Genomic DNA, 25,775 nt, shown 5'->3' with positions numbered 1-25,775 from the left:
GCAGTAAGACTCTTACCTCAAAATTTGGCGAAAGCAAACAAGTTTAGGTGGGACTCAATTGCCCGTAAAAGCCTGGTTAGAGCGTGCTTATTAAGGTTGTACTTTATATTAAGAAGCTTTTTGAATAAAAGAATTAAGGTGAATTTGTGGAATAGCAGCTAGTATAGTTGCTATTTCACAGGTTTTTAATAATAACTTTGTTACCAAGATATAGACCATTATTAAATCTCAGGTGCATATTAATCAGTAGAAAACGAGCGGATGTACACTATTTATAGCAAGTTACTCATGTAAAAAGGATTATAAGAATTATTTAAGCTATTTTGATTTATTTAAAGGAGAAGTTTGAATTGAAAAAAATATGGATACTACTTTTCTTTTGTTTCACATTTATATTCGTAGGATGCAATAAAGGTGAAACTTCAGAACAAGCATTTGAAACATATATAAAATTATGGAATGACAAAAAATTTGCAGATATGTATGATCAACTGTCAAAACACGCAAAAGAATCCATTTCAAAAAAAGAATTTACAGAGAAAAATGAAAAAATTTACGAAGGTATTGGAGTTGAGAATTTAAAAATTAAAAGAGAGAAAGTAAGTAAAGATAAAACGGAAAGTGAGGTCATTCTTTTTACCGTAAGTATGGATACAGCAGGAGGAGAAATTTCTTTTTCACATGAAGCAACACTTGTGAAAGAAAAAGATGGAGATAAGAAATCTTGGAAAATAAATTGGACCCCAGACTTTATCTTTCCAGGGATGAAAAAAAATTATAAAGTCCGTCTGCAGACAGAGCAAGGAAAACGCGGTGAAATATATGATCGAAATGGAAAAGGGCTTGTAGTGGATGGAAAGGCAACTGAAGTTGGAATTATTCCAGAAAAATTAGGAGATACTGGAACACAAACGAAAGAAACAATAGCGCAATTACTTAATATGTCTATCGAAGAAGTTGACCAGAAGCTTACAGCGAAATGGATCAAACCAGATTCCTATGTACCAATTGGTATTTTACCAGAAGGACGAACACAAAGTGATTATATTTCGTTGGAAGGTGTTTCGTCTCGTCCGGTAAAAGTTCGTACATATCCATTAGGAGAAGCGGCAGCACACTTAACGGGATATATAGGAGAAGTAAATGCAGAAGAGTTAAAATTGCTTCAGAAAAAAGGATATCAAGCAGATGATTTAGTAGGTAAGACAGGATTAGAAAAAGTCTTAGAAAATAAATTGCGCGGTGAAAAGGGTGGACGCGTATTTATGGAAGATGAGAACGGAAAAGAGATTAAAAACTTAGCAAAAACAGAAGCAAGAGATGGAGAGAATGTTACATTAACAATTGATGCCTCAATTCAAGAAAAAATCTATAATGAAATGAAAAATGAAGCAGGATCTAGTGCAGCGATTAATCCAAAGACGGGTGAAACAATTGCCCTTGTAAGTAGTCCAGCTTATAATCCAAATATAATAGTTAGAGGGGCATCAAAAGCGCAACGTGAAGTATGGAATAATGATTTTAAAAATCCAATGATAAACCGTTTCACACAGGCAGTTGTACCAGGGTCTGTATTTAAAACAATTACAGGAGCAATTGGTCTGGAAGCAAAAGTTATAAATCCAACGGAAGAGTTTAAAATTGAAGGATTAAAGTGGACAAAAGACTCATCTTGGGGGAATTATTATGTAACACGTGTGAAAGATGCTAGTCCAATTGATTTCGATAAGGCAATGAAGTACTCTGACAATATTTATTTTGCACAAAAAGCTTTAAAAATAGGAAAAGATCAGTATGAAAGCATGCTTAAGAAGTTCGGATTTCATGAAAAATTGCCGATTGAATACGAATTTCCTATTTCAATCATTGCAAAAGATGGGATAAAAAACGATATTCAACTGGCAGATACAGGATACGGTCAAGGACAAGTATTAATGACACCTCTTCATTTAGCTTTAACATATGCACCGATTGTAAATGAAGGGAATATTCCGTCTCCACATCTGATACAAAAAGAAGTGAAGAATTGGAAAGAGAATGTGATTTCTAAAGAAAGTCAAAGAATATTAAAAAGTGCGTTAATAAAAGTAATTAATGATTCCGATGGTGCCGGGAAAATTGCTAGGATTGATGACATGACTCTTGCTGGTAAAACAGGTACGGCAGAACTAAAAGAATCAAAAGAAGAAGATGGAAAAGAACTCGGATGGTTTGCAGCTTTCGATGCAAATGCGCCGGATATGATTGTTACAATGATGATTGAAGATGTGAAAGGAAGAGGGGGTAGTAATGTTCCAGGTGAAAAAATAAAACATATTTTTCAGAAGTGATACTTAGATTTTATCATTAAAAAAGAACCCTTTTAATAAAGAGGGTTCTTTTTTTAGTAAAAACACATTATTTAATCAACTAATTTAATTTTTTACTTCATCATACAACTCTAGCCCTTCTTTCACATTCAAGCCATTTTTGACGATGCCATGAATCGCTTGAATCATCGCAGCTGGGTGTTCCGATTGCCAAATATTTCGGCCCATATCAACTCCAATTGCCCCTTCTTGCAATGCTTGGTATGTAATGGTTAAAGCATCTTCAATAGAATCTAATTTTGGTCCACCTGCAATGACGACTGGGGCAGGGCATGTGCTCGTAATTTTTTCAAATCCTTCGCAGTAATACGTTTTAATAATATCGGCACCCATCTCTACACATACACGTGATGCAAGTGCTAAAAAGCGAGCTTCTCGTTTTTGTAGTTCCTTTGCTACGGCTGTAATACCAAGCACGGGTAAGCCGTAATCATGTGCTTCAGAAACAACATTAGCTAGATTGGTAACGGTTTGTGTTTCATATTCTGAACCGACAAAAACAGATACACCAACTCCGGCCACATTTTGCCGCAGTGCTTCTTTGATTGATGTAACAATGGTCTCATTTGCTAAATCTTTACCAACTACAGTTGGACCACCTGAAACACGTAAAACCATTGGTGTTTTGCAGTCTTTAGGAATGCAGGAATTGAGTACACCCCTTGTTAAGAAGAGAGAATCTGTATAGGGAAGTAAATTTTTCACCGTTTCTAAAGGTTGCTCTAATCCATGAATAGGTCCTAAAAAGTAACCGTGATCAATTGCTAACATAACCGCTTTTCCATCAGGTAGAATCGTATTTAATCGATTTTGAAATCCCCAAGTCATTGTCAATCACTCCTTCGTTAAATTTGGATTTTCTGTTTGTACAGTATCTTTTTCTTGTAAATGTGGTGACTTAATAAAAACAGCTTTAAAGATTTGATCTGAGTGGTTAATAAGATAGTGAGATTCATGAGGGCGAACTTGCAAGACGTCACCTTGTTTTACAGGAACTCTTTCATTATCAATATAGAAATCAATTTCGCCTTCTAAGGCATAAAAAATTTCTTCACATATGGTGTGATAATGATTTTGAAATTCCTGCCCAGGTTGAATCACTACAACGCCAAGGTCAATGTTAGGGCCCTTTACTAAATATTTTGGACCATGGTTACCAAAGCGATAGGAAAAATCCTCTTCATTTACTTTGAGCATATTGTTCACTCCTTTATGAATGTGTTACAGTGCCCCCGGTGCAATCCACATATGTGATGTGAAGCCTTCATCCGCTAGAGGGAGTTGTTTTTCATAAACAGATTTCCACGTTTGATAGAAATTTTGATATAATTTATGATTTTCAGCATTCGGTTCATAGGTGCTTTCCCACTTTACAAATTCCTGAGAGATTGTTTCCATAGAGTCATATATTCCGGCACCAACTCCTGCCGCAATTGCTGTTCCTAAGGCGGCCGCTTCTTTTACAACTGGTACTTTAACAGAAATTCCGAGAGCATCCGCAACAATTTGTGGCCATAGTTTTCCCTTTGCGGCACCCCCAGCAAATATCACTTCAGAAGGGAACTTTCCTGTTAATGATTCTATTAATTTTAAATTTCCAAGTGCTATAAATGCAGCATTTTCTTCGAGTGTACGGAACAGTTCTTTCTTTCCGCATTTATTAGCATCTAAGCTTAAATTAATGAAAGAAGGTGCGGCATGGCGCCATGAAATGTAGTTCATTACATTTGAAAATATAGGAATAATGCCATATGATCCGACTGGCACATGTTTTGCTTGTTCCTCTAATAATTCATAAGCATCTACACCTAGTTTAGTAGCAAGTTCTTTTTCTTCTTGGCAAAAAGCATCTCGAAACCATCTCATCACAAGCCCGGGGAAAAAAGCGATTGTTTCATATTGCCAAAGTGTAGGGATAGCGTGGCAATTGACGCGAATACGAGCATTTGAATCTGTTTTTGGACTTGTTATATTTACTTCTTGTTGCCAAAAGCTCCCTCCGCAAATAAATGTTTGTTCAGGATGTACGACTCCCGAACCGAGTGAAGCCATCTGGGCATCTCCGCCCCCAGCAACTACTGGTGTTCCTACTTGTAACCCTATCAGCTCTGCACTTTGTTTTGTTACTTGACCGATAACTGTACCAGCCTCATTTACAGTTGGAGAAAATGATAAAGAGAGCCCACATTGCTCAGCAATCAAATTATCCCAAGTTCTATTTTCTAAATCAAAAATACCCGATGTACATCCATTGGAAGGGTCTATTTGTAATACCCCGCACAATTTATATAAAATCCAATCGTTTAACATTGTAAAGGAATGGATTTTATCATATATATCAGGTTGATGTTTTTTAATCCAAAGCAATCTAGGTAATGCACCTAGCGCAAAAGTTTGCCCCGACTTCCCATATAAATCTTTTTCAAGATTTGAACGAATCTGTTTTAATTCACTTACTTCAGAAGAAGCACGGCCATCAACGTTCGCACATGCCCATATTTCTTGCCCACTTTTATCATATAAAACAAATCCTTCGCGCATACTTGTTGCACTAATTCCTTTAATAGAAGAAGGGGATATATTGCTTTTTTGAAGTACATCTTTTGTGCATTCTTGAACGAGTTTCCAATTCTCTATCACATCAAAATTCATAGAACCAGGATAACGAGAGTCGGGCTTATGAACCCACTCTTTTTGACTCACAGCAAGCTGATTTCCTTGTAAATCGAAAAGGACGGCCCTGATACTACCAGTACCTGCGTCGTAAGCTAATAGAGAAGACATTATGATTCACCTTCCTTTCTTAATAGGGAGAGTGCTGTGTCCTCATCGGTAATTAATGTATGAATGAATCTACCTTTTAAAGCCCCGTAAATTGCATCTAATTTTTCTTCACCGCCAGCTACACCGACTACGTGTTTCATCTTTTGAAGAATAGAAAGAGGTGTACCAATTAGGCGATCGTGATGTGGAAGTTCTAGTAATTCTCCATGTGTATTGAAAAATTGCCCTAAAATATCTCCGGCACCATTTTGACTTCGTATATAGGTCATTTCACGAAGCGTTAATTTTTCTTCTTTTACAATCGTTGCATCATGAGATAAACCACCAATACCAACTATTGCTGTATTAGCAAGTGAAGCGACATGTAGCATATCTTTGACTGCTGGTTCTGAGAGAATACTTTGCGCCATTTCGGTTGTGGATGCTAAAAATGGTGTGGGAATGATATGAAGTTCTCCTTGCATGTGATTTAAATAATTTTGCTTTTTAGGAAGATAGTGATTTACACCACCTGTAAGGGTAACAATTGAAAGTTGCATAGATGGTTCAAAATGAATGTTTTCTAGCATTTTTGATATTGTTTCTCCCCAGCCAATACCGAGTAAATCTCCTTGTTGTAAATGAGTTTCTACATATTGCGCTGCAGCTTTCCCTAAAGAATTAGGGCTATTTTCCATCGGAGTAGGAATAACAAAAGAATCTTTCAAGTGAAACCTTTTAATTAGTTCACGTTCAATGCTTAAGCAATGTAAACCCGTACCTTTTACATGAAATGTAACGACACCTTCAGCTCGAGCCTTATCTAATAACCGAACGACCTTATTTCGCGAAATGTGAAGCAAAGAAGCGATTTCCTGCTGCGTTAAATGATCTTTATAGTAATACCAGGCTACTTTTGTTAACAAATTTTCTTCAAAGTTCAACTGTGACATGCTCTTCATCCCTTTCAACAATTGACCGATGCTTAAACATATGTGCTTATTTTTTTGTTTATACCGATAGAAGTAGTAATTGTGTTCAAGAAAAATTTGTTCTAGATATGAAAAAAGGGATATACAATGCTACAAAACAAGTAGAACAAAAAATCATTTTCTCAAAAATTGTTCTGTATAAAGGCAGGTGACAAGATGTGGAGAATGCCCCCTTATTAAAAGTGAGGCAAATGAGTAAATCATTCTCAGAACAAAGGGTACTAAAAGAAGTGAATTTAGAATTAGACTATGGCGATGTTTATGCTTTAGTTGGCGGAAACGGTGCTGGGAAATCAACATTGATGAAAATATTAATAGGTTTATACTCTTATGATGCCGGGGAGATGTATGTAAAGGGAGTAGTGCAAAGTTTTTCTAATCCAGCGGAAGCACATTTAAATGGTATTTATTTAATTCCACAAGAACCGTTAATTTTTCCTCATATGACAATTGAAGAAAATATATGTATTGGAATAAAAGCAAAGAAGAAGGAACTTCGTACAAAGATAAAAGATTTGATAAAAAGTTTAGGGTGGAACATAGAACTGCGTGCAATTGGAAGTTCATTATCAATTGCACAGCAACAATTAGTAGAAATATTAAGAGGATTAATAAGAGAAGCAGAGATTCTTATTTTAGATGAGCCAACATCGACATTAACAACTCATGAAATAAAGAGTCTTTTTGTGCTGATAAAAGACTTAAAAGAAAAGGGAATCGGAATGATTTATATTACGCATCGTTTTCCGGAAATCTTTGAGATTGCAAATAAAGTAGCTATTTTGCGTGATGGAATGATAGTGAGTCAAGGGGATGTATCAGATTATACATACGACATGCTAATGGAGGGATTATTGCCTAAAGATTATAAACAAGAGGAGAAGAAAGAGGCACCTCAAGAAACGATGAAACTTTCTCAACAAGTATTAGAGGTAACAAATCTGTCGAGTTATGCATTTCAGAATATATCACTAAATGTACATGCTGGGGAGATTGTAGGGATTGCTGGTGTTGTTGGATCGGGTAGAACGGAATTAGCAGAAGTGTTATATGGGATAAGGCCCATACTGTCAGGGGATATTTTATTAGAAGGGGAGTCAATTGCAAAGTGTTCTACGAGTAAGCGATTAGATAAAGGGATGGTATATGTTCCGGAGGATAGGGCAGGGAGTGGTATTTTTTCAATTCGGTCTGTTAAAGAAAATATAACGGCAGCTTCTTTACACCGGATGAGCCCATTCTTTTTAAAACACAAAAAAGAAAGCGCTTTAATGGAATTGTATATGAATAAGTTTCGGATAGTTGTTTCCAATGTAGATGAAAAAATGACATCTTTATCAGGTGGAAACCAACAAAAAGTTGTATTAGCAAAATATCTTGCCTGTGAACCTAAATTAATTATTCTCGATGAACCAACGCGCGGGATTGATGCAAAAGCAAGATTAGAAGTATATGAGGCAATTCAAAGTTTAAAACAATCAGGGCTTGCGATTTTATTAATTTCCTCAGATGTAGAAGAAATTGTTCAATTAGCAAACCGGGTATATGTGATGAGGAATGGAAAACTTGTTTCTCATTTAGAGAAAGGAGAAGTTTGTATAGATGAAGTTACACGCCTTGCATATGTGGGAAGGGAAGGTGTAACGGAATGAAACGTTTTTCAAATATAGTTAAAATGCATGAAACATCCATTATTATTTTATTACTTATTTACATAGCCCTCGTAGGAATTATTAATCCTAGTTTTGTTCAGTTTAGTTCGCTTTCTTTAATTGTGAAATCAAGTCTTATTTTAGTCATACTAGCTATTGGTCAATCATTCGTATTATTTACTAAAAATATTGATGTTTCAGTCGGTTCTATTATGGGATTAAGCGCAGCAATTTGTGGGATGTTTTTGACAAATGGTAATAGCATCTTAATTTCAATCATTGTTGCAATCTTGCTTGGAGCTGTGATTGGAATGATAAACGGCGTTGGGGTTACGAAGTTTCGTGTACCGGCAATTATTATGACATTAGGAATGTTAGGGATTATTAGAGGAGCGATGTTGATATATACAGGCGGCAAATGGATTGAAGATATTCCTAAGTCTTATAAACAGATGTCTTCTGTCATGATACTAGGGCTTCCAGTTACAGTATGGATCATTTTGGCTATTTTACTATTATTATATATCTTTTTAACGAAAGCACCTTTTGGAAGATATTTTTATGCTGCCGGAGATAACGAAGACGGAGCACGCCTCATTGGAATACCGGTAGACAAGGTGAAAATATATGCATTTATTATTTCTGGGATGAGCGCAGGGGTTGCAGGATGCATATTTGTTATGAATATCGGCTTTGTGCCAAATCAAACTGGTACAGGAATTGAGTTACAAGTAATTGCTGCCGCTGTTCTCGGCGGAATTCATCTAAAAGGTGGAACAGGTTCTATATTTGGAGCAGCACTGGGAGCGATTTTTTTAGAAGTTATAAGTAGTTCATTAGTCTTTTTAAAAATACCTGCTTTTTGGAATAGTGCTATATCAGGATTCTTACTGTTACTTATTATTATATTAGACAGCATCTTAAAAAAATGGAAGGGAATAAGACAGTTGGAAGAAAGAAGGATGAATCTATGAAGTATGCACGTGGATTTTTAAGATGGGAAGGAGTTCTTATTGTATTACTTATTATAGAGTTCATTCTCTTTGGTTTGTTAAACAGTGATTTTTTAAATATTAGTAATTTACTTTTCAGTATGAATGACTTCGTTTTTATTACGATTGCCGCAATTCCAATGACTTTTGTAATTATAACAGGTGGAATCGATGTATCTGTAGGATCGATTATGGGGCTTACTTCAATTCTTATTGGTGTACTCTGGATGAATGGAATTCCGGTTATTTTAGCTGTAATTATTGCCTTGTTTATCAGTTGTCTAGCGGGTTGTATCAACGGGGTGATTATTAAAACGACAGAGGTAGAACCTCTTGTTGTTACACTTGGAACGATGTTTTTATATGCAGGAATTGCACTTGTTATCTCGGGTGGCTCAAATGCCAGTGGATATGAAGGGATAAGTGGTTTACCGGATTCTTACGTGCAACTTGCAAATGGAAGTTTTATAGGAATTCCTAATTTAGTATGGTTACTTTTCGTTTTGACTGTTTTGTTTACACTCTTACTTCATCGAACAAGGTACGGACGTTATGTCATATTGACAGGTGCGAGTGAAAAGGCAGCTAAATATTCGGGTATTCGAACAAAAAAAATAGTAACTATTGCCTATATTCTTTCTGGGTTAGGAGGTGGATTAGGAGGGGCTTTTTTAACAGCATATTTTGGCTCAGCTCGAGCTGATATTGGAAGCGAGACAATTCTGCCGGTTATTACGGCAGTTGTATTAGGTGGGACACTCATCACTGGGGGAAAAGGAAGTATTCTTGGAACAGTACTAGCAAGTATATTTATTGGAATGATGCAGTACGGTTTACAAATGACAGGTTTAACGAACGAACAGTCAAATGTAGTTATTGGTATTATACTTATCCTCTCTGTTATTATTAGGCATTTCAAGTTACAGCAACTCACTATGTGGAAAAGAAGGAAATTGCATAAGGGGGAAATGTCATGAAAAGAAAACTGGGGATTTTTATCATTACATGTGTTTGTATCATCGGTTTAATCGCATGTTCTAGCAAAACAGCAGACAAGAAAAAAGCAGATGATGTGAAATTTGCTTTCATTCCGAAATTGACAGGGGTTGGCTTCTTTACATCAGGTGGTGAAGGGGCAAAAGAAATGGGAGATAAATTAGGGGTACAAGTGAAATATGATGGGCCGTCAGAGGCTAGTGTATCAGGGCAAGTAAAATATATAAACAATTTTATTAATCAAAACTATGATGCATTGATGGTTTCATCTACATCGGTTGATGGACTTTCACAATCATTACAACGCGCTAAGAAAAAAGGAATGACGGTGTTGACATGGGATTCTGATGTAAATCCGAAAGACCGTTCATTTTATATAAGCCAAGGAACGCCGGAGCAACTGGCAAATTTATTAATTCAAATGACCTCATCACAAATTGGAGATAAAGGAAAAGTAGCATTCTTTTATTCAAGTCCGACTGTAACAGATCAAAATCAGTGGGTAACAAAAGCAAAAGAGATTATAAAAGAAAAATATCCAAATTGGGAAATTGTAACGACGCAGTACGGAGAGAATAATGCACAAAAATCATTATCGGTTGGAGAAAGCATTTTAAAAACGTATCCAGATATTAATGCAGTGATTTGTCCTGATGCAACAGCACTTCCAGCAATGGCACAAGCTGCTGAAAACTTAAAAATGGATAAAAAGGTAGTTGTGACAGGATTTTCAACTCCAAACGTAATGCGTGATTATGTAAAACGTGGAACTGTTCAGCAATTTGGGCTATGGGATGTAAAACAACAAGGCGCACTTGCCACTTATGTTGCAAATGAAATTGTGGTAAAAGGAAAGAAATTAAAAGTTGGCGATAGCTTTGAAGTTCCGAATATAGGTAAAGTAAAGGTGGAACCGAATTCTATTCAAGGTTATGACTATGAAGCAGATGGAAATGGAATCATTGTATTACCAGAAAGAGTTGTATTTACGAAGGATAATATTGATAAGTATAATTTTTAATGTTGAAATGAAAAACGTCCGGTATTTTTATCGGACGTTTTTATTATGCCAATCTTTTAGAATCTCTTCATCAATTTGTCCAACTACTTCTTGTGTACCATCACCTTTTTCAATTTTAACCTCAGCCCATTCTGTATTACTAACGACATACCAAAACCTTTTTGTTCCTTCAACAGTAATGATTTTTGCATTTTTGTTCCCGACATAAACTTTAGTAATAGCGTTATCACGAATTGTTCCAGCATAAATGTAAGGGATTTGATGCATGGAAGTCCATCTTACAGGGCTATTCCATTCAGTTCCTGTAGTTCTTATCCAATTCCACTTGTCACTTTCCTTTTCAAAATAAGCAATGAATATTTGTTCTCCTTGCTGATTTTGTTCTGTAAATATTGCTACGGCATCATTTTCTTGTGAAACATTCATTTCTGTATGAATGAGAGTGTAGGAATTGTTCTTTTGTCCAAAATGCATTTTTTGCATCTTTTCATGGAAGTACATATAAAAGGATTGCTCTTTTGAACAGCTAATAAGAAATGTGATTAATATGAGGAAAGTATAGGTTATATTTCTATTCAACTTGCTGCCTCCTTTTATCTTGAAGGATAAGTCTTTTTAGCAAAATAAGTACAAATATCCTAATAATTGTATTTATGTTAAAATTATTCTGAATATTAAATTATGCGATTGGAGGAGTCGATTTGCTTACACAAGAACAAATCTCCAACTTATTTAGAAATTTTTCTATAAAAGAATGTAAAGGATCGAGCGATTTATATGAACATTTATCATTAAAAATTTCAGAAGACGAGGAAATCCTTGCATTAGCGTCACACGCACAACTTGGTCAGCCAACTCCTAACTTATTACTTGGTGCTGTTCACTATTTATTACTGAAAGGGAGTAATCATGTATTAAAACAATACTATGGTAGCCTTGTTTCGGCTCCAGAAAAAAATCTAGAACATTCTTTTCAACATTTTAAAGATTTTTGTCAGATTCATAGGGAAGAGATAATCAATATTTTAAAAACAAAGCTAGTGCAGACAAACGAAGTAAGACGATGTACATATTTATATCCGAGTTTTTGTTATATATTTAATAAAGTGAACAAGCCTTTAGCGCTAATTGAAATTGGGACAAGTGCTGGTTTACAGCTGTTCTGGGATCAGTATAGCTATTCTTATGGAACAGGAGAGGTTTTTGGAAATAAAGACTCTAAAGTTCATTTGAAATCAGAAATAAAAGGGGAGAATCAGCCATTTTTCTTACAACAAAGTCCACCTGTCGTAGAAAGAATCGGACTTGATTTACATATAAATGATTTAAATAATGAGGAAGATTACTTATGGTTACGCTCACTTATTTGGTCTGAGCATAAAGAACGACTTGAAATGTTTGATCACGCAGCAGCTTGTTTAAAAGAACAATCTGTAAAATTAATAGAAGGGGATGGAGTAGCTCTTCTTTCAGAAATTGCAGAACAAATTCCAGAGGATTCGGTGATTTGTGTTTTCCATACACATGTAGCGAATCAAATACCAGAGAGTGTAAAACATAAATTAGTAGAAAAAGTTAAAGAAATTGGTGCGAAACGGGATGTTTTCCATCTTTATAACAATATGTGGGATAGAGATCTTCATCTTGATTATTTTATGAATGGGAAAGAATACAATGAAACTGTTGGAGAAACGGATGGCCATGCGCGTTGGTTTAGTTGGAGGTTGGGCGATAAATCGCTTTGTTAGACTTATGAATAAACAAAAATGAAAGTAACTAGTTACTTTCATTTTTGTTTATGATAATATGTTAGTAATCACTTACTTACATATTGGATGGAGGAATTAGAATGGGAAAACCAACAGCGAGAGAAAAGGTTATGGAAGCAGCGACTTTATTATTTGGTGAAAAGGGATATACGGCCACGACAATTCGTGAAGTTGCAGAAAAAGCAGGGGTAAGCGAGTTGACAATTTTTCGTAATTTTAAAAACAAGGAAAATTTATTTCGGGAAAGTATTATTTTGCGAACAACCCCAGTTGCTTTATTAGAGGAATTAGAAGAACAGTTTACAGGTGATTTAAATAAAGACCTTACAAAGATTGCAGAAACATACATTCAGGTAAACTTACCAAAATTAAATTATATTTGGGCAGCATTACTAGAATCTAGACAAAATAGTGAAATGAAACGATTACTTCATGAATTAAATTCACATTTAGTTGACCATTTAGAAACATATTTACAGCTACTTGGAGAGAAGGGACATATTATTACATGTAACTATCGTTTAATAGCGAACATGTTTTATGGACAATTATTCTTATATATTATGAATGTGAGTATAACGGAAGAGGATATTCAATTAGAAGAGTACATAGAGACATGTGTAACTCTATTTATTAACGGGATTTCAAATAAGAAAAATTAAGAGAGAGGAAATGGAAACATGAGAAAATTATTTGCGCTATTTGCATTAGTTGCAGGATTCTTCATGGCAATTTTAGATTCAAATATTGTAAATATTGCATTGCCAGAAATGACAAAAACATTTCATACGTCTATTGATACAATTTCTTGGATTGCAAATGGATATAATGTCGCTTTTGTTACTTGTTTATTAATAGCAGCTCGTCTTGCGGATCAATTTGGCCGCAAGAAGCTGTATGTTATTGGGTTATTAGGGTTTTCTATCAGCTCACTTATGTGCGGAGTGGCAACATCTTTTCATACATTAGTAATTTTTCGGGTGTTACAAGGAATTTCTGCAGCCATAATTGTACCTGTTGCGATGCCGCTTGGACTTGAACTTGTGCCAAAAGAAAAACAAGGTATGATAGGTGGAGTTATGGGGGCTTTTGGTGGATTAGCTGCAGCGATTGGTCCATCACTTGGAGGTGTTTTAACAGATAAACTAAGTTGGAACTGGGTATTTTTTATTAATGTTCCAGTCGGTATTCTATCCTTAATCTTTGTCTTTCTTTTTATTAAAGAATCATATGATCATACAGCTAGTTCTAAAATAGATTGGGCAGGTATGGTTACTTCATCATGTGCATTGTTTTTACTTGTGTACGCTCTGATACAAGTAAATAAATCGAGTTTAAGTCCGCTAAGTATAAGTCTTCTCTTTGTTATTTCTTTTATAAGCTTCATATTGTTTATCTTTATTGAAAAGAAAAGTGAAAATCCGATGTTACCCCTATATTTATTCTCATATAAGGAGTTTTCGTTTTCAAATCTTTCATTATTTTTTGTAGGCATGGGTTTAATGAACTTTTTATTTGTTTTTGCATTTTACTTAGTTCAAGTAGATGGAATGAGCGAGCTTCAATCAGGGATGATTATTAGTACACTTGCGGTAGTATCAATGGTAGTTACCGCGATTATGACACCCATTGCTGCAAAACGTGGAAGTAGTGTTATCGGTAGTATAGGAATTATCGCATTTATAATCGCTTCGTATTTATTTGGTCATATGGAATCAGGCTTTTCAAATTGGGATTATATTTGGCGACTCGTGGTTGTAGGTTTTGGTGCAGGGTGTACGCTTGCTCCATTGACAACAACTGCCGTTTTAAGTGTTCCAACCGAAAAATCAGGTATTGCGTCAAGTATATCTAATATTTCTAGAACAGTAGGAAGTATAGTAGGTGTAGCGATATTAGTTGTGATTTTAAATCATCAATTATCTATCGAAAAAGAAGAAATAAAGCAACAAGTGAAAGCGATGATTCAAAAAGGCAATCAAACAGACTTTGAAAAACAAAAAATACTACACGTAATACAAACAAGTGATGAGAAGAAATATGTAAGCATGGAATCAGAGGAAGGAAATAAACTCTACGAACAAATTAAATGGAAATATAAATACGGGGTTATTCGTAGTTTTAATAAAACTTTTTTAATAGGAGCATTTATTTTCTTTTTGGCACTTATTTGTAGTGTAGTGGAAATATACATGAATAGAAAAAGGACAATAAATTAAGACATACAGGTTAAAATGAAGAGAGAATATAGCAACTTAATTTACATAATGTTATTATGGTTATTAGATCTGTATCGGCTATTACTTAATTGATAATCCTCATTTCAAGATATTAAGGAAGATAAAATATTTAAAGTGAAAGTTTAGTATAAAAGCACTTTAAAAAGAACGCTAGTTCGTATATACTTAATACAATTGAAGTTGAAGTAGAAGAAGGGAAGAAAAGATAATGATTCATAAAATCGGTCAAATTATGTTATATGTAAATAATCAAGATGAGGCTGTGCAATTTTGGACAGAAAAAGTAGGTTTCCACTTAGTTGCGGATGAAGATAACGGTCAAGGGTTTAGATGGATTGAAATCGCGCCAACAGAGACAGCAGAAACGAGTATTGTTCTACATAATAAAGAATTAATTGCGAAGATGCAGCCTGAATTAAATCTTAGTACACCCTCCATGTTGTTTTTCACTGAAGATATCGATAAATTATATAAAGAGTTTGTAGAGAAAGAAATTACAGTTGGAGAAATTGTAAATATGCCGTCTGGTAGAGCGTTTAATTTTGCTGATCATGAGAAGAATTACTTTGCAATTATGGAGAAAAATTAATTAAGAGTATAAATCGATTTGAAATATGAACACGATGTTTTAAAGTTTGTATAGATCCTGTTTTACAGGGTCTTTTTTTATCATTTTAACCGATTCATCCCCCTCCTCTAAACGAAGTGAAGGTGGGGGGAGTTCAATTGGCTCTGTTAAAGTATTATGTTGATAGTAATAAAAATAAAAGAACCAAACTTTGGTCCTTTTACTGTATGTATTGTTAATCAATCGCCTGTTTTGTTAACGAAATATTGGTATTAAAAAATTCTGAGTAGTCCTGTAAATGATAATCAGCTAAATCACTTTGACTTTGAAACATACATGTTGAAATTCCTAATTTTTTTGCGGGTAATAAATCTAATTCTCTGTCTCCAATAACTAAATTGATTCTGTGTTTTGTGTGCAAATGAATATATGCTAATGGATTGGGTTTTCGAGGAAAACCATCGTCAATCGTAACCATATCAACAAAGTATTTATCCCATCCGTAGTACTTTAATATGGCTGAAATTCCGTCCCTATGCTTATGGGTCATAATTACATTTTTATTTGCAAATTTTAAGATTTCTTCTTCTTTATTGCTGGAAATGTTATAGTAATCAATTGCATGAGAATACGAAATTTTTAACTTTTCATAGATTTCCTGTTTATCCACTGTATCTCCTAAAACCTGAGAGAGTATTTTTGTATACGCAGGATAAGTATCAAATAATGTTCCATCAAAATCCCACAAAATGTTCAATTAAACCACCCTTTTTATAATTATATCAGTATAAATTCGTCAAGCTAACGTAAACTCCTTCTTTTATTGAACTACCCGCATGGACGAACAGGGGATAATCCCAATTAAAACTCAAATGTAGATATTCTGTTAATGTAAGGGGGAAGGTTTTCACTATAATTACATCGAATTTATTAAATGAAACGCAGGATATTATTGTGATTTATCCCGCTATTCGCGTGCAGTAAAACCCCCGACTCAAAATTCAGCAGAAGCAAAGAAGTTGGGTGAAGATAGGGCTGCCCGTAAAAGCTTAATTGGTGAGGGCTGATAGTCAGTGGGGGTGAAGAAACCCCAAATGATTAAAGTTTCACTTTATCTTAAGGAGAGGGAATAATTGAACCTAGGTAATCCGATAGCTATTGGGAATACAGCAAAGATATATCTTTATGATAATAAAATTGTGAAAGTGTTTAAAAAGCACTTTCCAAATACAGAATCTTTATATGAGGCAAAGAAACAAGAATACGCTTATTCATGCGGGATTCAAGTCCCAAAGGTATTAGAAGTCACAGAAATAAAGGGTAGGCAAGCAATTATAATGGAATATGTAAAAGGGAAAACAGTAGGTGATCTCTTAATTCATAATATGGAACGAGCTGAGCATTACATAAGTATTTGTGTTAATGCACAACAAAAGGTGCATGCTGTTGTTGTTGATTCGGATTTACTTGAACCGATGTCAGAAAAACTATATCGCCAGATTAAATCAGCACATAATCTAGATGAGAAACAAAAGGGTAAATTGTTAAGAAAATTGGATTCAATGGTATTTGAACCTAGGCTATGTCATGGGGATTTTCATCCATTTAATTTGATTTTGAGTAATGATAATGTGAAAATTATTGATTGGGTGGATGCTAGCGCGGGAGATATTCGTGCCGATGTCTACCGAACATATTTGTTGTATGCCCAGGCTTCAGTAGAGTTGGCTGAAATGTATTTACGTATATATTGCAAAAATGCTGGTTTATCAAGGGATGAAGTTATAAAGTGGGCTCCTATTATTGCTGGGGCAAGATTGTCAGAAAAAGTATCTTCAGAAAACATAGAACATCTAAAGAGATTAGTAGACTAGTATTGTCATTAAGGAACACGATAGAACTAGCATTTCTGTAATAATCAAATTTTTTAATGCGACAGAATTAGATAATAAAACCGTTCAAAATTTTTGAACGGTTTTTGGTTGTTATATTATTTTTTAACTTATATATTGAAAAGTTATGCTAGATAGTTATTTCGATTTGATTTCCTTCTGGATCACTAATTACGCTCTCATAATAGCCATCTCCAGTGAAACGTGGTCCATTTAATACCGGATATCCAGCTTCTTTTAATGTTTTGGTTAGTTGATTCACATTTTCTTCACTACCAACAGAAAAAGCCAAGTGAGCATACCCGGTTATATTGGGATTAGGTTTATCTTCTATTCCTTTCTTTCGCATAATTTCAAGGCGTACTCCAGATTCAAAAGTAATAAAATAAGATTCGAAGTGTTTAGCTTTATTGTGATATAAAGAATTCGCCTCTCCATTAAAGTATTGTGTATAGAAAGTGCGCATTGTATCTAAATCATTCACCCAAATTGCTATATGTTCAATTTTCATTTATTTCACCAGTCCTGTTCTTACGTGAATTTATCCCGCATTAATAGACAGTAACATTCCCACCTCAAAATTTAGCGGAAGCAAAGAAGTTATGTGAGAGATGGAGAACTTCAAACTTCATAATGTTTTACTTTATGAAGTTTGAAATGATATGTCAAGAAATAAGAGTGGATGCTGAAAGAAATCGATTTTAAACATAGAAATGAAAAAGTTATTTAGCAAAGATTTATGTTAATTTTCTGATGTGGGAATACATAGGTTTTTTAATAGAATGAGTCTTTACATAGTAATTTAATATTTTTACGGTAATTACAAGTTAAGGAGGAGAATAATTTATGGGTCAATATGAACAAATGTTGCTCGTTGGAACAATTATGTCTATTATACTATCCATAATAATTTTGGGATCATTATATTATAATCCTCGTCTATGGTTAAATGACTATCCTAAGGATATTCAAAAATCTGTTCTGCCAAAACAATTACTGAAAAAAGACAAACTTTATACTTTGGAATTGTATATAATGTAATTCTTTTTGGAACACCCTTCATTTCAACTTTTTTACTAAATCAACATAAGAAATTATTTTTTATAGATGCTTTCTTACATTCTTTTGGAATTTTAATGATTTTTAACTTAGTTGATTTACTCATTCTAGATTGGCTTATATTTTGCCGGATTACCCCGAGATTTGTTGTTATTCCTAGTACAGAAGGGATGAAGGGATATAAAGATTATAAGATGCATCTAAGAGGAGCAATGATTGGTACGCCTTTCCTCATAATTGTTAGTTTATTCATTGCTGGAATTGCTATAAATATTTAGTACGAGGAAAATATTGTATTTTATTTAGAGGAGATAAGGATGGACATTATAATTAGGAAACTAGAATTAGAGGATTTGAATGAATTTCCTGAAATTGATGACAGTTTTACGGTTGATTCTAAGTTAGTTCTTTCATTAGGAGCGAAGAATCAACGAATAGAATACACAGTACGGGAAATACCAAGCTATGAGAAAAATTATTCAGAAGATATATATAAAGAGGATCAAGAGAATGATTTAGATTATAGTGAATATGTTAATAATCCAGATAAGATAAATTATTTGGCGTTTATGAATCACCAAATAATTGGAATGATTATAGTAAAGAGAAACTGGAATGGTTTTGCTTACGTGGAAGATATAAAAGTAGATAAGCAGTTTAGACAGCTTGGAGTTGGTAGGAAATTAATTGAGCGGGCAAAGGATTGGGCACAAGTTTGTGAAATGCCAGGAATCATGCTGGAGACACAGAACAATAACGTTAAAGCGTGCAAGTTTTATGAAAGTTGTGGCTTTGTTATAGGAGGCTTTGATTTTCTTGTATATAAAGGGATAAATGAGCAAAATGATGAAGTTGCAATATATTGGTATTTGAGATTAAAAGATAGTCCGATATAACCTATAGTGCTTCACGCGAACAAAGAGTGTCTTTAGAGCTTTTCATGGCACCCTTTGTTCGTTATCATGCTAAAAAAATTCTAAAGATACAAGGAATAGGTTAGTTCACCGTATGTGAGAATTTCATCATCGGTAAACCCCTGATTAGAATAGAATTTTTGACCCGAATCATTTTCAGGATGCACAGTTAAGCGAATGCGATGGCAAGATGGATGAACGATTTTTAAATGGTTAATTAATTCGTTTATTGCCGCGGCTCCAAATCCTTTTCTTTGATGTCCTTTGTCGATAAAAAAATGAAACAGCCAAAAGTCCTTTTGACGATCTAGTTCGTAATGTAGATTAAAGAAACCAACCATTTTCTCGTTATGATAAATTCCAAAAGGTTCAATCATTCTATCATCCGGCCTAATATATGCTTTAGCAAGTGCAATAGCAACAGGTGGTGTAACTTCAGAAACAAACTTTTGTTGTTCAATATTTACAGAAAGCGTGAGAGCCTCTCGCCAGTTGTCAGAAGTTATTTTTTTCAGAGTTACTTGAGACATAAGTTGAAACCTCCAGTTTAAATAGGGGATATGGGAAGAGCTATTGAACAAGCGTATTTTGCCCAGCAGCAATTTTCCACGATTCTTTTTCTTTAACCATCACATAAACAGCAAGGCTCCCTTGCTCATCTTCTATTATTTTTCCTTCAAAGGTTGTTGGGTATTGTCTAATATGTGCGATAGCTACATCAGAACGAATAAAGTTAGTACTTTCAACTGTATAACAAGCGTATGAGTCCCGAAGAGGTCCTGGTAAAAGAACTTTGTGTGTCTCATTGATTTGCCTCCAACCTGATAGCCGCTTGCCAAGCACATTGACCCATGTGGCATTCAAAGTGAAGTGGCGATCTAATTCGTCTGCATCATGTGCATTAAATGCAATTTCTATTTCTATTTCGGTAATCGTTTGCTGGATTGCATTTATTTCTTCTTGCTGATGTTCTTTGGAATTATAACCTTTAGACATATGTATTCCTCCTATGTTGGTTCGGTATCTATAGATTACTAAAGTAAAGTTGTTATAACATCCGGCAATAGTAGTATTTTTTAGAAAGAATTAATACGAATGTATGAAAACGAGACGGGTTTGAATACATTTACTTATGTGGTTTGAGAAATTTATTGATTAAGGTTTAGTAAGAGGAGTTAATTCAATAAGTCTAGAATAATATAATGTTATGGATAAGGAGGGGCAGTATACTATCTCAACAGGTAAATATGTTTATTAGGTATGTTACAGAATACAATGTCATAATACACCTTGAAAGAAGTGTTTAAAACATTAATTCAAGACTAGGAGAGGACAATGATAGTTAACTTAAATGATTACTTAAAAGATTTAATGGTGGGTATTCCTGAAGGAGAAATCAGCCTACGAGATTTTCGAAACGAACAAAAATGGATTAGTTCAAACTATAAATTTGGAATGCCGGGTAGTAGAAAAAATTTAAAGGAAGTTATTTGGAATGTTGAAATAAACCCATTTTATCTTGCTAAATATACGGTGACAGAAGAACTTTATGCGATTATTATGGGAAAGAAATCTTTAATAACGGCTGAGGCTCAAAAACCAGTTGTTAATGTTTCATGGATAGATGCAGTTAATTTTTGTGATTTACTGTCTGATGCGCTAGGTTATGACAAGTTTTATGATTTTGATAATGAAAGTAAAGCAGTTGTTTCCAATTATAGTACGAATGGTTTTCGTTTACCTACAGATGCTGAATGGCAATATGCATGTAAGGCGAAATCAAAAGGATATCGGTATGGTGAAATTGATGAAATTGCTTGGTATAAAGATAATTCTAACAAACGAGTACACGAAGTTGGTGAGAAAAAGCCTAATGAATGGGGCTTGCATGATATGATTGGGAATGTTTGGGAGTGGTGCTGGGACTTATACGATGCAGAGACCTTCGGTACTTACAGAATAATTCGCGGAGGAAGTTGGGCAGAAGAAGAACGTGGATGTGGAGCTACTTGTCGCCGCAAGAGTATGCCTAATTTTTATATAGATGATATCGGATTTAGAATTGCGAGATCAATCATTTGATAATTATAAAATTTTTAAAAAGAAGGATGTCATTTAGATTGTGACATCCTTCTTTTTTATTTTTTCTTATCTTTATCTTTATCTAAGATGTTTTGTTCTTCAGCAAATTCAGTTCCATACGCGAATCGGCCATTCATATTAATTCGTTCATTGTTGTGTCGTTCATGCGTATGAGAAAAACGATGCACAAATACTTCAGATAATGTAAAGACAATAGCAGATAGAATACTACCCCATGCGATCTGCATATAATTGTCCAATAAAATATTACCGAAAATCCACACACTTAAATATGTTAACAAAAAGTCAGCCATAATAGCGGCGGAATTTCCAATACGATTCAAAAGGATTTTATCAACAAACATATAAGAAACGATTGTTACAAACAGGCTAAAGGATATAACATCAACAATTGTTGCATCGAAAAATAAATCAAGTCCGATAGCAAACGCGATGATACACGATATAAATTTGATTAGCACAATTGTAAAATTACTCACATTGCACACCTCCCGTTTTTTACATAGTTTTGGTATAAAGCGAGAAGTTCATACATTTCTTATGTATGTACATGATTGTAAATAAAATTTTTCATGTTAAACATCTTGTCAAAATATTAAAAAAATAAGCGAAAAATGTTATAGTAAAATGAGAGTGTATGACATTTTTAGGTAAGGGGGATCCAAATGTGGATTACTTCAGAAGTAGAAATTCCAGATGAACTATTTGATAATCTTGAACAAGGAAGGCTTGTATTATTTGTCGGAGCAGGAGTTTCTATGAAAGGGAAATCAAACTTACCAAATTTCGATGATTTAGTTGATGAAATTGCGGAAGCTTTATATGTTGAAAAGCGTGAAAATACAGAACCGCATGATTATTATCTTGGAAAAGTTGCGAAGACGAAAGATGTACATCAAGTTGCACAAGATCTTGTTGATGTGAAAAATTCAAAACCGAATCCATTACACTATGCCATTCCACGGCTTTTTTCAGATGATATTGATGTTCGCATCGTTACTACAAATTTTGATCAGCATTTTACAAGTGTAATTCGGGAAATGAATCGAGATATCAATATATATTACGCACCTGCACTTCCAACAGGTAGAGCGTTTAAAGGTTTAGCATATATACACGGCAATGTAGAACAGGAAAAAGAAAATTTAATATTAACGGATGGCGATTTTGGAAGGGCTTACTTAACAGAGGGTTGGGCAAGAAGATTTTTAGTTGATTTATTTTCAAATTATACGGTGTTATTCATCGGATATAGTCATAATGATCCTGTCATGAAATATTTAGCAACAGGTTTACCACCGAGTACAAAACGTTATGCATTTGTTGCACAAGGAGATAATACATATCACTGGGAGCATTTGGGAGTAAGGCCCATTGTTTATCCAAATAAGGCGAACAATCATCAGGCACTTGTTCAAGCGGTGAAGCGCTGGGCTGAATTAATGGGAGATAATTATATTACAAAAAGAATGCGAATTCGTGATATCGTGACAGTTCCACCATCAGTTGAACAAGAGCAATTATCATATATAAAGCAATCAGTAAAAAAAATTGAAACACTCCGGTATTTTATAGAGTTTGCTCGCGATTATGGATGGGTAGAATGGTTAGAGGCAGAAGGCAAAATCCAAAATTTATTTTTGCTTTCCACTATTCATAGTGAAGAGGATGAATTGTTGGCCGAGTGGCTCGTCAAACAATTTCTTTTTAGCCACCAAAAAGAATTATTTCAGCTTATTTATAAAAATCACTCAAAAATTTCTCCTTTGTTATGGCGAACGATTTGTACGTATTTAAACGAAACAAAAGAGCAAATTGAACCGCTATTATTCGCAAAATGGACATTGCTCTTACTGGAAACAGCAGAAAAAAATAGTAGCTCTATAGAATTGGTTTCATATTTGTTACATAAATGTTCCTTTCCTGATCATAAAGAAATTTTCGTCTTATTGTTGGCGTTTATTTTGGATGGGAAAATTAAATTAAAGCGTGTCAGAAGATGGGAACACGATATGCAAGATTCAATTGAATTAGAGGAGACAAGCCGTTTACCAGTTCCTGTATTTGCATTTGTACAAAGAATCTGGGATGAAAAAATGAAACCGCATATCGCATATTTTGCCGACCCAATTATGGTCATAGGGTTAGAAAAAATCCAAATGTTATTTTTAAGGCAGACTGCACTGCAGAAAAAGGACGGTGTGACATATAATACAGTCGAATTTTCAGAGCATGACTTACAGCCAAAAGATTTTACATTTTTAATTCGTATTGTAAAAGAATGTCTCGCCTATTTATGTGAAAATAATAAGAGAAAGGCAAACTACTATATCGCCCAAATGATAGAAACAGATAGTATATTACAAAAACGAATTGCAATAGCTGCGATGAGTAAAAATTCATTTGTAACTGACGATGAAAAAATCAAATGGCTACTAGAACAAAAGTTGCTTTTACATGTTACATATAGGCATGAAGTATTTAAATTTTTAAAGAAGCATTATCCATTTACTTCGGAACAAAGAAAGCAAGAAGTGTTACAAAAGGTTATGAAACACCTTGTTAATGAGAGGGCTTTTGATGCTTGCCTTATTATGGATTTACTTTATACATGTGATCCAAATAGTAATTGTACAGTACAAGCATATAAAAAAATGAAACAAAAACATCCTCATTTTTCCCCAGAACGTTACGGTGAAAAGCGAGTAGAGGATGCTGTACAAAGTATTACATGCAACGTAACGGCCGATGGATTATTGCAGTTGAAAGACCATGAAATGATGAAACAAGTTAGGCTTTTTTCTCATGACGGTATTTTTGAACAACGTCATTTTTTAGAAATGTTATCAAAGGCATGTAAATTGGATACAGAGTGGAGTATTTCGCTTGCGTATCAATTAGTAGGGGAAGGTAAGGTAAGTAATGAAGTATGGTTTGTCTGTATTCGGGCATGGAGGAATAATCGTAAGTTTACAAATCAACAAATACAAAAAATCATTCCACTCTTGCAACAATTTGTAAGAAATACATCTTTTCATTGGTTAATTAGCAGTTTTCTTTATGAAATCAGCAATCGATTAGAAGAATTCCAAGAGAATAGTATACGTGTGGTGAAACGCTTTGCCTTTTCTTTATTTCCTCAAGTAATGAAAGGTAATCTGAATTTCAAGATAGAGGAGCATGACTTTTATAATGAGTCTATTCAACATCCTGTTGGAAAGATGACATCAGTATTATTAAAGCTACTAGCATATGACCACTTATACGATCGGAATATTCACGAATACTTGTTTTTATTTGAAGAACAAATGAGAACATTTTCGCAGAGTACCAATTTCATGTTTGCACGATTAACAGCAGATGTAACATTTTTATATCATATTGAGAAACAGTGGTGTAGAAAAAAACTGTTACCTTATCTCGATTTAAAAAAACAAGAAAAAGCAATAAAATATGCATGGGCAGGACTCTGCTATACACAAATAAATTTACCGTTATTTACAGAGATAAAGCGATATATTAAATATGCAGTCGAGCATTTACATTTGTTACATCCACATACAAAAGAAGTGTTCTTAAAGTGGCTCAGCTTTGTCTTTATTAAATGTGTATTATATTGGGATCAACGAGCAGATTGGTTATATCCACTTTTTATACAGGAAACGGAAAATGAAAAAATTAAGTTTATGGAACATTTATGTTATTATGTGAATACATTAAGCGCGAGAGAACAACAAAAATTTTGGGAAGCTTGGTTAGCTGGATTTTTGAGTGAACGTCCAAAAATGAGTTCTATAACCGGTAGGGAATATGTCATGTTTTTACGTTTTGTATTATGTATGGATGGAGTTGCAGAAAAGGGATTACAAACAATTCTTACTTGTTTCTCGCCGCCATCAGAACGTTACGATCAAGCGGAAATGAAACAACTATTTTTGGCTATTTTGGAAAAGAAAAAGAACATGAAAGATCATGTAGAGGCTTATGGTGAGTTGTTTTTTTCTTTATTACAACACTTGCATGAGGCGAATTTTTTTGAAAATGAAATCATCGAGATTAAACAATTATTAACAGAGTATCAAGTGGAGCATGATTTACTAATATCTATTCAAAACGAAATGATTCGTATTGGACTTGTGATGACAAATTTACAAGATTAATAGTGGGTAAAAAGTGGAATTTCAAAAAAAAAATAAAAAGGTATTGACAGTATTTTAAAAAGCATTCTATAATACGAATCATAACTTATTCAATTTCAAAAACATTTGAATAAACAAAGTGCGATGAAGAGATCACAGTAGTGAGGATCTTACTGTAACAGAGAGCTGATGGTTGGTGTGAATCAGTACAGGGATAATCATGAATTACAGTCTTGGAGCATCTTTTTCGGATTAAAGATATATGTTCTTTATGAAGGAAAGGCGGTCAAATGATCGTTAACAGTG

At 34.2% G+C, this 25,775-nt stretch carries 23 protein-coding genes, 1 pseudogene and 1 other annotated feature (1 of these 25 running past the window's edge); of the genes and pseudogenes, 14 read left to right on the top strand and 10 right to left on the bottom strand.

The window, feature by feature from the left end:
* Positions 1–350: 350 nt before the first annotated feature.
* Positions 351–2,330, top strand: coding sequence for a penicillin-binding transpeptidase domain-containing protein (locus ACM6HU_RS27865; RefSeq protein ID WP_088094136.1), 1,980 nt, complete (start codon positions 351–353; stop codon positions 2,328–2,330).
* An 84-nt stretch (positions 2,331–2,414) separates the two neighbouring features.
* Here the strand turns inward: ACM6HU_RS27865 and lsrF are convergent, their stop codons facing one another.
* From lsrF to ACM6HU_RS27845, 4 genes are read right to left on the bottom strand one after another with little or no spacing between them, the layout of a single operon-like run.
* Positions 2,415–3,197, bottom strand: a complete 783-nt coding sequence (lsrF, locus tag ACM6HU_RS27860) for a 3-hydroxy-5-phosphonooxypentane-2,4-dione thiolase (protein ID WP_016115243.1) — start codon at positions 3,195–3,197, stop codon at positions 2,415–2,417.
* A gap of 6 nt (positions 3,198–3,203) precedes the next feature.
* Positions 3,204–3,566, bottom strand: coding sequence for a cupin domain-containing protein (locus ACM6HU_RS27855; RefSeq protein ID WP_016115242.1), 363 nt, complete (start codon positions 3,564–3,566; stop codon positions 3,204–3,206).
* Between the two features lie 24 nt (positions 3,567–3,590).
* Entirely contained in the window at positions 3,591–5,153 is a 1,563-nt protein-coding gene (gene lsrK / locus ACM6HU_RS27850; protein WP_139350019.1) for an autoinducer-2 kinase, read from the bottom strand.
* Positions 5,153–6,103, bottom strand: coding sequence for a sugar-binding transcriptional regulator (locus tag ACM6HU_RS27845; RefSeq protein WP_170927943.1), 951 nt, complete (start codon positions 6,101–6,103; stop codon positions 5,153–5,155). The genes lsrK and ACM6HU_RS27845 overlap by 1 nt, the downstream gene beginning before the upstream one ends.
* A gap of 179 nt (positions 6,104–6,282) precedes the next feature.
* Here ACM6HU_RS27845 and ACM6HU_RS27840 point away from each other — a divergent pair, with 179 nt between their 5' ends.
* From ACM6HU_RS27840 to lsrB, 4 genes are read left to right on the top strand one after another with little or no spacing between them, the layout of a single operon-like run.
* Positions 6,283–7,776 (top strand): sugar ABC transporter ATP-binding protein, encoded by a 1,494-nt coding sequence (locus ACM6HU_RS27840; protein WP_016115239.1) that lies wholly within the window; start codon positions 6,283–6,285, stop codon positions 7,774–7,776.
* The gene (locus tag ACM6HU_RS27835; RefSeq protein ID WP_016115238.1) at positions 7,773–8,750 is read left to right on the top strand and encodes an ABC transporter permease subunit; all 978 of its coding nucleotides are present in this window, start codon (positions 7,773–7,775) and stop codon (positions 8,748–8,750) included. The genes ACM6HU_RS27840 and ACM6HU_RS27835 overlap by 4 nt, the downstream gene beginning before the upstream one ends.
* Positions 8,747–9,745, top strand: coding sequence for an ABC transporter permease (locus ACM6HU_RS27830; protein WP_016115237.1), 999 nt, complete (start codon positions 8,747–8,749; stop codon positions 9,743–9,745). Before ACM6HU_RS27835 ends, ACM6HU_RS27830 begins: the two co-directional genes overlap by 4 nt.
* Positions 9,742–10,785 (top strand): autoinducer 2 ABC transporter substrate-binding protein LsrB, encoded by a 1,044-nt coding sequence (lsrB, locus tag ACM6HU_RS27825; RefSeq protein WP_016115236.1) that lies wholly within the window; start codon positions 9,742–9,744, stop codon positions 10,783–10,785. The genes ACM6HU_RS27830 and lsrB overlap by 4 nt, the downstream gene beginning before the upstream one ends.
* Before the next feature lie 27 nt (positions 10,786–10,812).
* Here lsrB and ACM6HU_RS27820 read toward each other — a convergent pair whose 3' ends face one another.
* Positions 10,813–11,364 carry a hypothetical protein gene (locus tag ACM6HU_RS27820; protein WP_016115235.1) on the bottom strand — a complete coding sequence of 184 codons (552 nt, stop codon included), beginning with the start codon at positions 11,362–11,364 and terminating at the stop codon, positions 10,813–10,815.
* A gap of 122 nt (positions 11,365–11,486) precedes the next feature.
* Here ACM6HU_RS27820 and ACM6HU_RS27815 point away from each other — a divergent pair, with 122 nt between their 5' ends.
* The 4 genes from ACM6HU_RS27815 to ACM6HU_RS27800 all read left to right on the top strand — a co-directional run bounded on the left by ACM6HU_RS27815 (position 11,487) and on the right by ACM6HU_RS27800 (position 15,383).
* Positions 11,487–12,533, top strand: a complete 1,047-nt coding sequence (locus tag ACM6HU_RS27815) for a DUF2332 domain-containing protein (protein ID WP_077294091.1) — start codon at positions 11,487–11,489, stop codon at positions 12,531–12,533.
* A 101-nt stretch (positions 12,534–12,634) separates the two neighbouring features.
* A complete protein-coding gene (locus ACM6HU_RS27810) occupies positions 12,635–13,216 on the top strand; it encodes a TetR/AcrR family transcriptional regulator (protein WP_016132943.1) in 582 nt (193 codons plus the stop codon).
* Between the two features lie 18 nt (positions 13,217–13,234).
* On the top strand, positions 13,235–14,773 hold the full coding sequence (locus ACM6HU_RS27805) for an MFS transporter (RefSeq protein WP_016132942.1): 1,539 nt from the start codon (positions 13,235–13,237) through the stop codon (positions 14,771–14,773).
* 229 nt (positions 14,774–15,002) lie between these two features.
* Complete coding sequence (locus ACM6HU_RS27800; protein ID WP_016115230.1) at positions 15,003–15,383, top strand: VOC family protein; 381 nt, start codon at positions 15,003–15,005, stop codon at positions 15,381–15,383.
* Positions 15,384–15,597: 214 nt separating this feature from the next.
* Here ACM6HU_RS27800 and ACM6HU_RS27795 read toward each other — a convergent pair whose 3' ends face one another.
* Positions 15,598–16,119, bottom strand: coding sequence for an HAD-IA family hydrolase (locus ACM6HU_RS27795; RefSeq protein ID WP_077294097.1), 522 nt, complete (start codon positions 16,117–16,119; stop codon positions 15,598–15,600).
* Positions 16,120–16,495: 376 nt separating this feature from the next.
* On the opposite strand from ACM6HU_RS27795, the gene ACM6HU_RS27790 reads away from it, so the two are divergent.
* Entirely contained in the window at positions 16,496–17,236 is a 741-nt protein-coding gene (locus tag ACM6HU_RS27790; protein ID WP_016115228.1) for an aminoglycoside phosphotransferase family protein, read from the top strand.
* Between the two features lie 148 nt (positions 17,237–17,384).
* Here the strand turns inward: ACM6HU_RS27790 and ACM6HU_RS27785 are convergent, their stop codons facing one another.
* Positions 17,385–17,765: a VOC family protein gene (locus ACM6HU_RS27785; RefSeq protein ID WP_016115227.1), complete on the bottom strand. Its 381-nt coding sequence runs from the start codon at positions 17,763–17,765 to the stop codon at positions 17,385–17,387.
* A gap of 335 nt (positions 17,766–18,100) precedes the next feature.
* Here ACM6HU_RS27785 and ACM6HU_RS27780 point away from each other — a divergent pair.
* Positions 18,101–18,591: pseudogene (locus ACM6HU_RS27780) on the top strand (nitroreductase).
* A gap of 39 nt (positions 18,592–18,630) precedes the next feature.
* A complete protein-coding gene (locus tag ACM6HU_RS27775; RefSeq protein WP_016132941.1) occupies positions 18,631–19,209 on the top strand; it encodes a GNAT family N-acetyltransferase in 579 nt (192 codons plus the stop codon).
* 80 nt (positions 19,210–19,289) lie between these two features.
* Here ACM6HU_RS27775 and ACM6HU_RS27770 read toward each other — a convergent pair whose 3' ends face one another.
* Positions 19,290–19,757, bottom strand: a complete 468-nt coding sequence (locus ACM6HU_RS27770; RefSeq protein WP_077294100.1) for a GNAT family N-acetyltransferase — start codon at positions 19,755–19,757, stop codon at positions 19,290–19,292.
* A gap of 40 nt (positions 19,758–19,797) precedes the next feature.
* Entirely contained in the window at positions 19,798–20,223 is a 426-nt protein-coding gene (locus ACM6HU_RS27765) for an SgcJ/EcaC family oxidoreductase (protein ID WP_077294103.1), read from the bottom strand.
* A gap of 339 nt (positions 20,224–20,562) precedes the next feature.
* Here ACM6HU_RS27765 and ACM6HU_RS27760 point away from each other — a divergent pair, with 339 nt between their 5' ends.
* On the top strand, positions 20,563–21,309 hold the full coding sequence (locus ACM6HU_RS27760) for a formylglycine-generating enzyme family protein (RefSeq protein WP_016115222.1): 747 nt from the start codon (positions 20,563–20,565) through the stop codon (positions 21,307–21,309).
* A 56-nt stretch (positions 21,310–21,365) separates the two neighbouring features.
* On the opposite strand, the gene ACM6HU_RS27755 is transcribed toward ACM6HU_RS27760, so the two are convergent.
* Positions 21,366–21,809 (bottom strand): YndM family protein, encoded by a 444-nt coding sequence (locus tag ACM6HU_RS27755; RefSeq protein ID WP_016115221.1) that lies wholly within the window; start codon positions 21,807–21,809, stop codon positions 21,366–21,368.
* A gap of 186 nt (positions 21,810–21,995) precedes the next feature.
* Here ACM6HU_RS27755 and ACM6HU_RS27750 point away from each other — a divergent pair, with 186 nt between their 5' ends.
* Positions 21,996–25,490: a DUF4020 domain-containing protein gene (locus ACM6HU_RS27750; protein ID WP_016115220.1), complete on the top strand. Its 3,495-nt coding sequence runs from the start codon at positions 21,996–21,998 to the stop codon at positions 25,488–25,490.
* Positions 25,491–25,604: 114 nt separating this feature from the next.
* Positions 25,605–25,775, top strand: a binding site (T-box leader); it runs 62 nt beyond the window's last position.

The organism is Bacillus sp. IT-79MI2 (assembly GCF_949768135.1).
In the GTDB taxonomy this organism is placed as follows: Bacteria; Bacillota; Bacilli; order Bacillales; family Bacillaceae_G; genus Bacillus_A; species Bacillus_A pseudomycoides.
This window is presented reverse-complemented; position numbering and strand designations above follow the sequence as displayed.